We start from the raw sequence: 12,858 nt of genomic DNA on the forward strand, positions 1-12,858 counted from the left end.
GGACATGACGGCATCCTGCCCGCACCCACCCGGTCGGCGCGAGCGGCACCCCGGGGTGGCGGAGACGGGGGCCGGGTACGGGGCGGGCCAACGGGGGTTCGGCGGACGGCCGGAACAGGGGCGCGAAAGCCTCCCGGAGCACCGAACAGGCAGTTAGGCTAGGCTTACCTATGCTGATGGTGCGGGAGGGCGGCCTCCACAGCCGGTTCGGCCCGGACAGCCCCGAGGAAAGGCATGACCGGCATGACAGACGCCACCACGACGACGGCCCCGCCCCGCAGTGCCTCCGGCACGGGCCGCACGGTGCCCGGCGTGGACCTGACGATCGAGGCGCTCACGGCCGGCTATCCCGGCCACACCGCCGTCGCCGGAGTCGACCTGGCCGTGCCCGCCGGGCGGGTCGTCGCCATCGTTGGTCCCAACGGCTGTGGAAAATCCACCCTGTTGCGGTCCATCGCCCGCCTCCACCGCCCGGAGTCGGGCACCGTCCGGGCGGGCGGCGCCGACATCTGGCAACTGAGCCAGCGCGCCGCCGCCCACCGCATCGCCCTGCTGCCGCAGTCCCCGCAGGCCCCCGAGGCGGTGACCGTCGCCGGTCTCGTGCGGTACGGGCGCCATCCCCACCAGGGCCTGTTCCGGCAGTGGTCGCGCGAGGACGAACACGCCGTGCGCGAGGCCCTGTCCGCCACCGGCACCGCCGGATTGGCCGACCGCCGTCTCGACCAGTTGTCCGGCGGCCAGCGCCAGCGCTGCTGGCTCGCGATGGTGCTCGCCCAGCAGACGCCGATCGTGCTGCTCGACGAACCGACCAGCGCCCTCGATCTGGGCCATGCGGTCGAGGTCCTGGAACTGGTCAGGGAGGTGGCCGCGGCGGGCCGCACCGTCGTGATGGTGCTGCACGACCTGGCGGGCGCCGCCCGGTACGCCGACATCCTCGTGGCCATGAACCGGGGCCGGATCGTCGCCCGGGGTGCCGCCCGCGACGTGGTGGACGCCGCGCTGGTCCGGGAGTTGTACGGCGTCGACGCGGACATCCTGGACGCGCCCGGGGACGGCGCCCCCGTCGTGGTGCCCGCGGCGCGCGCACCCCGCGAGCGGCCGACCGCGACCGTCGGCCGGTAGCGAGCCGGGACGCGCTCGGGCACCGGGCCGAGGCGGAGGGGCCTGCCCGCCCGCGCCGGCACGCACGGGCCGGTCCGCCACGGCCGAGGCGGACCGGCCGGCAACCGCCGGTGCGGTGACCGGAAGGCGCACGGGAGCCGGGCGGCGACGGCCGGGACCGCCGGGCACACGGCACGGCCCCCGGGCGCGGAAGGCGCGCAGGAGCCAGGCGCGACGGCCGGGACCGCCCGGCACACGGCACGGCCCCCGGGCGCGGCGGGGTCAGCGCGTGCCGCTGCCCTCCAGGTACGCCAGCACCGCGAGGACACGGCGATGCACCGTTCCGTCGTCCGCCTCCAGGCCGAGCTTCAGGAAGATCGACCCGATGTGCTTGCTCACGGCCCGTTCGGTCACCACGAGCTCTTCGGCGATGGTTCCGTTGGCCTTGCCCTGGGCCATCAGTTCCAGGACCTGGCGCTCGCGCGGGGTGAGGTTCCGCAGGGGCTCGGCCGACGACTTGCGGGTCAGCAGCTGGGTCACGACCTCGGGGTCGAGTGCCGTACCGCCGCCCGCGACCCGTTCGAGGGCCTGGAGGAACTGGTCGACGCGGCCCACCCGGTCCTTCAGCAGATAGCCGACGCCCTGGGCTCCGCGGGCGAGCAGCTCGGCGGCGTAGGTCTCCTCGACGTACTGCGACAGGACCAGGATCGGCAGCTCGGGCAGCCGCTCGCGGGCGGCGAGCGCGGCCCGCAGGCCCTCGTCGCGGAAGCTCGGCGGCAGCCGCACGTCCAGCACGGCCGCGTCCGGGCGATGCTCCAACAGGGCGGGCAGTACCTCGGGGCCGGTCGCCGCGGCCGCCACCACCTCGTGGCCCGAGCTGGTGAGCAACAGGATCAGGCCCTCCCGCAGCAGCGCGTTGTCCTCCGCGATCACGATCCGCACGGCAGCTCCACTTCGATTTCCGTCGGCCCCCCGATGGGGCTGCTGATGCGGGTGGTGCCGTCGAGGGCGGCGATGCGCCGTCGGATGCCGACCAGCCCGCTGCCGGCGCCTTCGTCCGCGCCGCCGCGTCCATCGTCGCCGACGGCCACCCGCAGGACTCCGGGGGCCCGTTCGATCCGTACCGTCGCGACCGTCGCACCGCTGTGCTTGCCGATGTTGGTGAGCGCTTCGGCGACCACGAAGTACGCGGCCGCCTCGATCGCGGCCGGAAGCCGTCGTCCGTCGTCCACGCCGTCCACGTCCGTGTTGACGAGCACACCGACGTCGGCGGCCAACGCCCTCACCGCGCCGGCGAGTCCGCGGTCCGTCAGCACCGGGGGATGGATGCCGCGCACCACGTGCCGCAGCTCCGCCAGGGCAGCCTCCGCGCCATCCTGGGCCTCGTCGAGGCGTTGGCGCGCGGCTGCCGGGTCGCGGTCCAGGAGCTGCTTGGCGAGACCGATCCGCATCGACAGGGCGACGATCCTGGCCTGGGCGCCGTCGTGGAGGTCCCGTTCGATGCGGCGCAGTTCGGCGCCGTGCGCCTCGATGGCCCCGGCCCGGCTCTCGGTCAGCTGATCGATCCGACCGGCGAGGACGGCGGACGGCGAGGGGGCGAGCAGGGACCTCGACCAGCTCGCCGACAGATCGGCCAGGACACCGTGCCAGCGCAGCGCCCACCCCTGCCGCTCCGGTGGCGGCGTGCCGTACTCGTCGGCCCTCCGCCGGTCCAGAAGGTGCTGGACCGGCAGCACGACCGCGTCGACGAGGAGCCCGGTCGGCCACAGCACCAACGCGAGGTAACCGAAGACGTTCCCCACGAGCGCGTGGACCGGCAACCAGCGCACCGCGCGCCAGACCATCGGATCGGTGAGGACGCGCCGCACCCGTTCGGAGAGTTCGCCGCCGTCCGGGGCCGGCCAGGGCGCGGGCGTGTAGGGGACGCCGAGCCGCTCGGCGGCCCTGCGGCGCTCGAACTCCACCAGCAGGCGCAGCGGCTTCACGGCCTCGGGCAGCGCGGGCAGCCCGATGAGCACCGCCGCGAAGAGCAGGACCGACACCACCAGGAAGGTGCTCGTGTAGCAGACCAGCGCGGTCCCGACCCCGAGGAACAGGTAGCGCGAGGCGTCCTGGGAACGCCGGACGGCGACCGTCAGCGGGGCGGGGGCGGTGCTCATGCCGCACCACGTTACGGTGCGGCGCCCGGCCTCGCGGTGTCGGTCTCCCCCCGCTTCCTGGTGTAGCGGGCTGAACCCCGGTCCGGGTGTGCGCTCCCTCGCCCCGCACTCCCCGGCCTCCTAGCGTTTGTGCAGGTCAGCCGATGGATGGAAGAGGAACGGTGAGATCGAGGGTGGACACGGTCACAGAGGTGCGGGCGACCGCGCTGAGCCTGGAGTCGGTGACCCGGCGCCATGGGCGGGGCGGCGGGCGGGGGACGCTCGCGCTCGACGCGGTGAGCTGCATGGTCCCGGCCGGGAGCTTCACCGCGGTGGTGGGGCCCTCGGGGTCGGGGAAGAGCACGTTCCTGCGGTGCGCGGCGGGACTGGACCGCCCGACCTCGGGGACGGTACGGGTCGGGGGAACCGATCTGGGCAAGCTGTCCGAGGCCGCGCTGACCCGGCTGCGCCGGGACCGGATCGGCTTCGTCTTCCAGTCGCACGCGCTGAACCTGGTGCCGTCGCTGAGCATCGAGGAGAACGTGGTGCTGCCGCTGGTGCTGGCGGGCGCCGATCCGGTGGACGAGCGGGTACTGGCGCGCGGGCGCGCGCTGCTGGACCGGGTCGGGCTGACGGGCGTCGGCGCTCGCGGCCCGGCGGCGCTCTCCGGCGGTCAGCAGCAGCGGGTCGCGGTGGCACGGGCGCTGGTGACCGTCCCGGACGTGGTCTTCGCGGACGAGCCGACGGCGTCGCTGGACCCGGAGTCGGCGGAGCTGGTGCTCGGGCTGCTGCGGAACGCGGTCCGGGCCGACGGCCGCACGGTCGTCATGGTCACCCACGACCCTGCGGCGGCACGGTGGGCGGACACCGTCCTGACGATGGACGGCGGGCGGCTGCGATGAGCACCCACCCACGGAGGGGCACGGGCGGGGGCACGGGGGCGAGCGCTGCTGCGGGCACGGCACCCCGCGGCGCCGGGACCGGTTCCGGGAACGTGGCCGGGGGCGGATCCGGAAGCCAGGGGTGTTCCGGGGGCGGGAACATGCGGACCGGGGACGCCTGCGGAAGGGGCCGCGGGCGCCCGGGGAGTGCGGAGGCACGGGCCGGGGCGCGGCGGGCCTCGGCGTTCCTCGCCCGCCGTTCGCTGCGGGCCCACCGCCGGGCCTGGGCCACGGTGTTCGTGGCGGTGGCCGCCGCCGCCGCGCTGGTCGGCGCGTTCGCCCTCGTCCTCGGCTCGCTGCTGTCGGCCCGGCCGCCGGTGGCACGCCACGCCGGGGCCGATGCGGTGGTGGTGGCCGACCAGCGGGTGACGTACACGGCGAAGCCCTGGGGCAGCGAGCCGACAACCGCCGAGACATATCTCCCCGAACGGGTCCGCCTCGACCGTTCGGTGGTGGCGAGGGCGGCTGCGGCCAAGGGCGTCGCGAAGGCCGTCGCGGACGATGCGGTACCGGTGACCGTGGCGGTGGGAACCGGTGGCGGCGGGGCGCGGGGCACGGTGTCGGCCGTCGGCCGGTCCTGGGAGTCCGCCGCGCTCACCCCGTACCGGCTGACCGCCGGTCACGCGCCGGGCGCCCCGGACGAGATGGTCGTCGACCGCGCCCTGGCCACCGCGACCGGCAGCGGACCCGGTACCCGGCTGACGGTGCAGGCCGGCGGGGCGCCCCGGCCGTACACGGTCAGTGGTGTCGCCGAGCCCGTGCGCCGGGGCGGGGGCTCCCTCGTCGTCTTCTTCACCGAGCGGCGGCTCACCGCGTTGGCCGGGCATCCCGGCACGGTCGACGCCGTCGGTGTCATCGCCGAGCGCGGGGTACCGGCCGAGGCGCTGCGCGCGTCGCTGGGTGCCGCGCTGCCCGATCGCGCGTACGGCGACCGCGCCGTCCGGGTCCTCACGGGCCCGGAGCGCGGGCAGGCCGAGCACGTCGACGCGCTCGGTCTGCGCGGGGAGCTGCTGCCACTGCTCGCCTCCCTCAGCGCGACGGTCCTCATGGTGGCGCTGTTGGTGATCGCCACCACGATCTCCCAGGCGGTCCATCAGCGGTGCGGTGAACTGGCGCTGCTGCGCGCGGTCGGGGCGACACCCCGTCAGCTGCGGTCGGCGGTCGGGCGCGAGGTGACCCGGGTGGCCGGTGCCGCGTCGGTGCTGGGCGGGCTCGGAGCCATACCGCTGGGGCTGTTTCTGCGGTCCCTGCTGACCACGGACGGGCTGCCGCTTCCCGTGCCGGTGTGGCTGCCGTTCGCGGCGGGCGCCGCGGTGGTGGCTCTCATCACGCTCCCGGCCCGGCCGGTGGCGGTGCTCGCGGCCGGGCCCATCACCCGGTTGCGGCCCGCAGCGGCGCTGGGCGCCGCCGGGGCGCCCGAGCCGGGCGAGCCGGGCCGGGTGCGTACGGTCGCCGGTACCGTGCTGGCGCTCGCGGGGGTCGGGGCGGCCGGTACGGCGACAGCGCAGAGCGGGCAGGCCGCCGCGGTCGCCGCGTCGGGCGCCGCGACCTCGTTGATCATCGCGGTGGCCCTGCTGGGTCCGTGGATCGCCCGGGTGGCGTTGCGGGTGCTCGGCGGCCCGGTACGGCGGCTGGGCGGCGCCTCCGGCTTCCTGGCCGCCAGGTCGGCGGCGGCGCACCATCGGCGCCTCGGCGCGGCGATCACCCCGGTCGTCCTCGTCGTCGCGTTCGTCTGCGTGCAGTTGTCGGCGGGCTCGACGCTGGAGCGGGCCGCCGACCGGCAGGCCGCCGCCGCGCTCCGGGCGGACCTGGTGGTGACCGGGCCGGCCGGCGGGCTGCCGGACGATGCCGCACGTGCGGTGCGCGAGGCCCCCGGTGTGACGGCGGCGACTGGTGTGCTCCGCTCCACGGTCGTCCTCGCCCGCCGCGAGCTGGGCCATCCCGAGCTGGTCCGGTTCCCGGTCCTGGGGGTGACGGCCGGCCAGTTGCCCGGCACCCTCGATCCGCGCGTCACCTCCGGCGACCTCGCGGACCTCACCGGCCGGGGCACGGTCGCGCTCGGCCGGGACCGCGCCGCCGATCTGGACGTCGGCACCGGGGACTCGGTGGCGCTTCGTCTGGGGGACGGCACGGAGGTACGGCTCCGCGTGGTGGCGCTCTACGAACGGGCCCTGGGGCTCGGTGAGTTCCTGCTGCCTCGCGAGGCCCTGGTCGGTCATGTCCAAGCGCCGCGCGACCAGCGGATCCTGGTCCGCACGGCGGACGGCGGTGCCGCCTCGACCGCCGCGGTACGACGCGCGCTGGCCCCGTACACGGGGGTGCGGGTCCGTGCCGCGACGGCGGACGACGTGCGGATCGCCCCGTCCACGTCGGGCCGGGACGACGCCCTGGTGGTGATCGGGGTCGGCGTCGTCGGCGGCTTCGCCCTGCTCGCGGTGGTCAGCACCCTGTCCCTGATCACGGCGGGCCGCGCCGCGGAGCTGCGGCTGCTGCGGACGGTCGGTGCGGGGAGCCGTCAGGTGCGGCGGACCCTGGTGCTGGAGACGGGCCTGGTGACGGTGGCCGGTCTGGCGATCGGCACGCTGGTCGCGGCGGTGCCGCTGGTGCCGTTCGCGCTGTCGACGGCCGGTTCCCCGCCCTATCTGTCCCCGGTGCGGTACGGGGTGCTGGCGCTGGCCGTACTGGTGGCGGCCGGCCTGGGAACGATGCGCCGGGGCTCGTCGGGCGGGCGCTGACCGCTCCCCGCGCCTGCCGGCTCGTCCGGAGCCGGGCCGGCAGGCGCGGCTCGGCACGGTTCCGGTCCATGGCTCACCGCGATGCCGCGGAAATCGCCGGCCGTCTCCCGGAGCCGTGCGACGGGTCCGTCACGACGGGCCGATCGGGGGCAGGGACGCCTCCCGTGCCGCCGCGGCGGCCAGCGCGTCGAGCACCGGTGCGATCAGCGGGTGCCCCTCCGCCCCGTGCCGGACCGCCGCGAAGACCCGGCGGGTCGGTGCGCTGCCCCGCACGGGCCGTACCACCACGCCCGTCAGTTCCATCCCCCGCAGTGCCGAGCGGGGTACCAGCGCCACGCCCGCCCCAGCCCCGGCCAGTGCGACGACCGCGCGGAAGTCGTCCGAGGAGTGCTCCATCCTCGGCTGGTATCCCGCGAACTCGCAGGACAGGACCACCACGTCATGGCACGGGTTGCCGGGGTACGGACCGATCCACCGGTCCTTCTCCAGGTCGGCGATCGCCACCGCGTCCCGGTCGGCCAGCCGGTGTGCCACCGGCAGCACCGCGTCGAAGGGCTCCGAGTAGAGCGGCACCCGGGTCAGTCTGCGGTCGTCCTGGCTCGGTGCGCCCCGGTACTCGACGGCGACCGCCACATCGACCTGCCGGTCCAGCACCATCGGCACGCTCGCGTCGCCCTCGGCGTCCTGAACGCGGACCCGGATACCGGGTGCGGTGCGGGCCAGTCCCGCGATCGCGGGGGCGAGGACCAGGCCGATGCCGGTGGCGAACGCGGCGACCGTGACCGTACCGGCTTCCCCCGCGCTGTACGCGGCCAGTTGCGCCTCGGCCCGCTCCAACTGGGCCAGCACCGCGTTGGCGTGAGTCAGCAGGATCTCCCCGGCCGGGGTGAGCCGGGCACCGCGCGCGTTGCGTTCGACGAGGCGGTGCCCGGTCTCCTGCTCCAGCGCTGCCAGCTGCTGGGAGACCGCGGAGGGCGTGAGATACAGCGCGGCTGCTGCGGCGGTCACCGTGCGGTGGTCGGCCACCGCACGGAGAACGCGCAGCCGCCGTGTATCGATCATGTTCCCCATTGTCCCAGGTCACGCAGGAGGTCCTGACCCCGGGAAGCGGGTACTACTCCCCCAGTTCGGCCCGAGCGTCGACGAACGCGTCCACGGCGCGGTTCACGTCCTCGGTGGAGTGCGCGGCGGAGAGCTGGACCCGGATGCGGGCGGCGTCTTGCGGGACGACCGGGTACGAGAACCCGATGACGTACACACCGCGCTCCAGGAGCAGTTCGGCCATTCGGCCCGCCTTGGCCGCGTCCCCGATCATGACGGGGGCGATGGCGTGGTCGCCGGGCAGGACGTCGAAGCCTTCCTCGGTCATCCGGGTACGGAAGAGCTTGGTGTTGGCGTCGAGCCGTTCGCGCAGGTCGCCGGCGCTCTCCAACAGGTCGAGGACCTTGAGCGAGGCCGCCGCGATGACCGGGGCGAGGGAGTTGGAGAAGAGGTACGGGCGGGAGCGCTGACGCAGCAGGGCGACGATCTCGGCGCGGGCCGCGACATAGCCGCCGGACGCACCGCCCAGGGCCTTGCCCAGGGTGCCGGTGATGATGTCGACGCGATCCATCACGTCGTGGAGTTCGGGCGTGCCCCGGCCGCCGGGGCCGACGAAGCCGACGGCGTGCGAGTCGTCGACCATGACCATGGCGTCGTGGCGCTCGGCGAGGTCGCAGATCTCGCGCAGCGGGGCGACGTACCCGTCCATGGAGAAGACGCCGTCGGTGACGATGAGCCGGCGCCGGGCCCCGGACGCCTCCTTGAGCTGGGTCTCCAGGTCGGCCATGTCGCGGTTGGCGTAGCGGAACCGCTTGGCCTTGGAGAGGCGGGTGCCGTCGATGATGGAGGCGTGGTTGAGGGCGTCGGAGATGACCGCGTCCTCCGGGCCGAGGAGGGTCTCGAAGACTCCGCCGTTGGCGTCGAAGCAGGAGGAGTAGAGGATCGTGTCCTCCTGGCCGAGGAACGCCGAGAGCCGGCGCTCCAGCTCCTTGTGGACCTCCTGGGTGCCGCAGATGAAGCGGACCGAGGCCATGCCGTAGCCCCAGCGGTCCAGGGCCTGGTGGGCGGCGGCGATCACGTCGGGGTGGTCGGCGAGGCCGAGGTAGTTGTTGGCGCAGAAGTTGAGCACCTCTCCGGGGCGGCCGCCCGCGGTGACGGCGACGCTGGCGGACTGCGGGGTGCCGATCACGCGCTCGGGCTTGTGCAGCCCGGCGGCCTGGATCTCGTCGAGGGTGGTGCGCAGGTCGTCGCGTACGGAGTCGAACATGAGGGGTGTCTCCCAGCTGGTTGCGAGGGCTCGCCGTGTACGGGCGTGGGTGTCGGGCGTCGGTCGGTGGCTTCGAGGGCGGCGGGAGGGGGTCAGGACGTCCAGTCGAGGATGACCTTGCCGCCGCGGCCGCTCGCCGCGTCGTCGAAGGCCGCCTCGAAGTCCCGGTAGCCGTACCGGCCGGTGATCACGGGGGCGAGGTCGAGGCCGCCCTCCAGCAGCACGGACATGGCGTACCAGGTCTCGTACATCTCGCGGCCGTAGATGCCCTTGACGGTGATCATGGAGGTGACGATCCGGGCCCAGTCGACCGGGAACTCCTCGGACGGCAGTCCGAGCATGGCGATCCGGCCGCCGTGCGTCATGTTCGCGATCATGTCGCGCATCGCCTCGGGCCGGCCGGACATCTCCAGGCCGATGTCGAAGCCTTCGCGCAGGCCGAGCCGTCGCTGCCCGTCCGCGATGGTCTCCTCGGCGACGTTCAGGGCGAGGCTGACGCCGACCTTCCGCGCCAGCTCCAGACGGGCCTCGCTGACGTCGGTGATGACGACGTTGCGGGCGCCCGCGTGCTGGGCGACGGCGGCGGCCATGATGCCGATCGGCCCGGCGCCCGTGATCAGCACGTCCTCGCCGACCAGCGGGAACGACAGCGCGGTGTGCACGGCGTTGCCGAACGGGTCGAAGATCGCGGCCACGTCCAGGTCGACGGGGGCCCGGTGCACCCACACGTTGGACGCGGGCAGCGCGACGTACTCCGCGAACGCCCCGTCCCGGCCGACGCCGAGCCCGAGGGTGGAGCGGCACAGGTGACGGCGTCCGGCCAGGCAGTTGCGGCACTTCCCGCACACCAGGTGGCCCTCGCCGCTGACCAGGTCGCCGGCCTTGATGTCGACGACGTCGGCACCCGTCTCGGCGACCTCGCCGACGAACTCGTGGCCGAGGACGAGCGGGGTGCGGACGGCCTGCTGGGCCCAGCCGTCGTAGTTGCGGATGTGCAGGTCGGTGCCGCAGATGCCGGTGCGGAGCACCTTGATCAGGACGTCCGAGGGGCCGATCTCCGGTTCCGGCACGTCCATCAGCCAGAGTCCCGGCTCGGCCTTCTGCTTCACGAGTGCCTTCACGGCGGTGGCTCCCTGCGCTGTACGGCGTCGAGTTCCCCGGGCCGGCGCACTCGTGGGGGAATCCGCGGGCCCGGGGACGTGGATGAGGGACGGGATGGCAGCCCACTGATCGGCTGCCGCGCACCATCCTGCGCCGTCCCCGGGAAAATCTGCCGCACCCCGCGCCCGGGGTCCATCGAGGATTTCTTAAGCGCGTCCGCAGTTCCGCTTCATGCCCGCTCCCGCGGTCGGGAACGGAGCCGTCCGCTCCCCGCGGCCGGGTGCGCCCGGCGGTCCGCCGTCCCCGGCCCGTGCGCCTCTTATGCCCTCGTACGTACGCCCGCGTACGCCTCACACGTCCTCGTACGGCCCGAGGAATCGTGCCTGTCCGCCCTCGATCCGGTAGAGGAACATCCCCGTCTCGTACTCCACCTCACGGTTGGAGCGGAAGGACAGCGTCCGGGTGATGCCCGGATGGCGGGTGAGGAACAGCCGCTGTACGACGCCGCCGCGTTCCGCGTCCTCCGCGCTCGTGGACCGGACCGCTTGGGCGATCAGCCCCACCGCGTCGTACGCCTCGGCGGCCCAGCGGGGCGGGGCGGTCCCGAACCGTTTCCGGTACGCGGCGGTGAACGCCTTCGCGGCGGGGAGCCCGGGCGGGTCGGTGTACGCCTCCGCGAACACCCACCCCTCGGCCGCCCTGCCCGCGTCCCGGCGGAAGGCGGGCGCCAGGACCGGTCCGACGGACATGCCGGTCCCGGTGAATCCGGCGTCGGCCAGGGCGAGGGCGCAGCGGGCCCCCCGAACGGGCGAGGACCCGGCGTAGACGACGGCGTCCGCTCCCGCCGCGACCGCTGCCCGGACGGCCGGGGCGAAGGAGGCGGAGTCCCCCGCGACCGGGCGCACGGTCACCTCGGTCTCCCGGAACCGGGTGTCCTGGAAGCGGTTCGCGATCGACCAGCCGGCCTGTGGGTCGGCCCGGTCCTCGACGACGACCACCCGTTTCATCGAGCGGACGATGACGTAGCGGGTCAGGGCGTTCGCCAGAAAGGAGTCGAAGTGCCGTGTCACGCACAGGGTCTTGGTGCCCGACGATTCCGCGGTGGTGGACCCTGCCGCGACGACGACCTGGGCGAGGCGTGCCTTCTCGTAGCGGCTGACGACGGCGTTCTCGGCGATGTTCCCGGTGGGGCCGATGACCGCGAGCACCTTCGGATCGGCTGCCAGCCGGTCGGCGACGCGAAGCGCTCGGGTCGCGTCCCCGCCGTCGTCCTCGGTGCGCAGGGAGAGCCGGAATCCGGCGGCGGCGGCGCGGGAGTTGTGGTCGGCGACGGCGATCCGGATGCCGCGCTCGTGCGCCAGGCCGACCGCTCTGCCCGGGCCGGTCAGGTCCGCGTGCAGGCCGACCGTGTACGTGGGGAGTGCGCGGGTGGTGGTTTCCTCGTCCCGTTGTCGGCCCATCATCCGGACCGCGGTTCCGCCGCCCGCCAGGAGGAGGGCGGTGGCGGCCGTGGCGGTGAGGACGCGTCGCCGCGTGGGGCGTGGCGGATCCGGATCGGGGTCCGCCACGACCGTGGGCGGTTCGGGGGTGGGAAGGGCGAGGGCCGCGGTCGCGCGTTCGGCGATCAGGGCGGACAGCCCGGCCGGCGCCCAGGAACGCGCGGCCGTGTGCAAGTCATCGGCGGCTCGGGGGGCAGCGGCGTCACCGGTGGGAACGGTGGGAGCGTTGTGGTCCGTCGCGGCGGTGAGCTGGTGCTCCACCTGGCGTGCCGTGGGCCGGTCCGCCGGGTTCTTGGCCAGACAGCTCTCGACGAGGGGCAGCAGTCCGGGCGGCAGACCGTTCAGGTCCGGTCGCTCGTGCACCGTACGGAACAGCGCCCCCGCGGCGCTGCCCTGCCCGAACGGCCGGCGCCCCGTCGCCGCGTACACGAGGACGCAGCCCAGCGCGAAGATGTCGCAGGCCGGGCCGAGCGGCCCCGCCGAAGCCTGTTCGGGGGCGAGGTAGCCGGGCGTGCCGATGACGGCGTCGGTCGCGGTGAGGGCGGTGGCACCCTCGTGGCGTGCGATGCCGAAGTCGATGAGCCTGGGTCCGTCGAGTGCGAGGAGCACATTGCCGGGCTTGACGTCGCGATGGATGAGCCCGGCGTCGTGCACCGCCGCGAGTGCGTCGGCGAGCCGGGCGCCGAGCAGGCGGACGGTCGTGTCCGGCAGCGGGCCCTCGGCGGCGACGACCTCGGCCAGTGAGGGGCCCGGTACGAACGCGGTGGCCAGCCAGGGCTCACGGGCCTCGGGGTCCGCTCCCGTCACCGGCACCACCCACGGTCCGGTGACCCTCCGGGCGGCCTCGGTCTCGCGCCGGAACCTGGCGCGGAAGCCGGGGTCGGCGGCGTGTTCGGCCCGGATCACCTTCACGGCGACGAGCGCCCCACCGGGCGAACGGGCCAGGTAGACCACCCCCATGCCACCCGCACCGAGCCGCGCCAGGGGGCGGTGCCCGCCGATGGTGCGGGGGTCTTCCGGGGTGAGGGGCCGCAT

The 12,858-nt window shown here is 74.7% G+C and carries 9 protein-coding genes; 3 read left to right on the plus strand and 6 right to left on the minus strand.

Translation table 11 applies throughout. The features are described from left to right. The first annotated feature begins 234 nt into the window (after positions 1–234). Positions 235–1,122, plus strand: a complete 888-nt coding sequence (locus ACIHCL_RS22795) for an ABC transporter ATP-binding protein (protein WP_399864315.1) — start codon at positions 235–237, stop codon at positions 1,120–1,122. A 261-nt stretch (positions 1,123–1,383) separates the two neighbouring features. On the opposite strand, the gene ACIHCL_RS22800 is transcribed toward ACIHCL_RS22795, so the two are convergent. Beyond that, a complete protein-coding gene (locus ACIHCL_RS22800) occupies positions 1,384–2,043 on the minus strand; it encodes a LuxR C-terminal-related transcriptional regulator (RefSeq protein ID WP_399864316.1) in 660 nt (219 codons plus the stop codon). Beyond that, positions 2,031–3,260 carry a sensor histidine kinase gene (locus ACIHCL_RS22805; RefSeq protein ID WP_399864318.1) on the minus strand — a complete coding sequence of 410 codons (1,230 nt, stop codon included), beginning with the start codon at positions 3,258–3,260 and terminating at the stop codon, positions 2,031–2,033. Before ACIHCL_RS22805 ends, ACIHCL_RS22800 begins: the two co-directional genes overlap by 13 nt. Before the next feature lie 143 nt (positions 3,261–3,403). Here ACIHCL_RS22805 and ACIHCL_RS22810 point away from each other — a divergent pair, with 143 nt between their 5' ends. Together ACIHCL_RS22810 and ACIHCL_RS22815 are read left to right on the plus strand one after the other, a co-directional pair. After that, positions 3,404–4,141 (plus strand): ABC transporter ATP-binding protein, encoded by a 738-nt coding sequence (locus ACIHCL_RS22810; RefSeq protein WP_399864319.1) that lies wholly within the window; start codon positions 3,404–3,406, stop codon positions 4,139–4,141. 140 nt (positions 4,142–4,281) lie between these two features. Continuing rightward, the gene (locus ACIHCL_RS22815) at positions 4,282–6,915 is read left to right on the plus strand and encodes an FtsX-like permease family protein (RefSeq protein WP_399864321.1); all 2,634 of its coding nucleotides are present in this window, start codon (positions 4,282–4,284) and stop codon (positions 6,913–6,915) included. A 129-nt stretch (positions 6,916–7,044) separates the two neighbouring features. Here ACIHCL_RS22815 and ACIHCL_RS22820 read toward each other — a convergent pair whose 3' ends face one another. The 4 genes from ACIHCL_RS22820 to ACIHCL_RS22835 all read right to left on the minus strand — a co-directional run bounded on the left by ACIHCL_RS22820 (position 7,045) and on the right by ACIHCL_RS22835 (position 12,858). Next, positions 7,045–7,977 carry a LysR family transcriptional regulator gene (locus ACIHCL_RS22820; protein WP_399864322.1) on the minus strand — a complete coding sequence of 311 codons (933 nt, stop codon included), beginning with the start codon at positions 7,975–7,977 and terminating at the stop codon, positions 7,045–7,047. Between the two features lie 52 nt (positions 7,978–8,029). Then, positions 8,030–9,223 carry a glycine C-acetyltransferase gene (locus tag ACIHCL_RS22825; RefSeq protein WP_399864324.1) on the minus strand — a complete coding sequence of 398 codons (1,194 nt, stop codon included), beginning with the start codon at positions 9,221–9,223 and terminating at the stop codon, positions 8,030–8,032. A gap of 92 nt (positions 9,224–9,315) precedes the next feature. Then, positions 9,316–10,344 carry an L-threonine 3-dehydrogenase gene (gene tdh, locus ACIHCL_RS22830; RefSeq protein ID WP_399864325.1) on the minus strand — a complete coding sequence of 343 codons (1,029 nt, stop codon included), beginning with the start codon at positions 10,342–10,344 and terminating at the stop codon, positions 9,316–9,318. A 330-nt stretch (positions 10,345–10,674) separates the two neighbouring features. Continuing rightward, on the minus strand, positions 10,675–12,858 hold the full coding sequence (locus ACIHCL_RS22835) for a bifunctional serine/threonine-protein kinase/ABC transporter substrate-binding protein (RefSeq protein ID WP_399864326.1): 2,184 nt from the start codon (positions 12,856–12,858) through the stop codon (positions 10,675–10,677).

Origin of the sequence: Streptomyces sp. NPDC052042, from assembly GCF_044548345.1 — a bacterium.
In the GTDB taxonomy this organism is placed as follows: Bacteria; Actinomycetota; Actinomycetes; order Streptomycetales; family Streptomycetaceae; genus Streptomyces.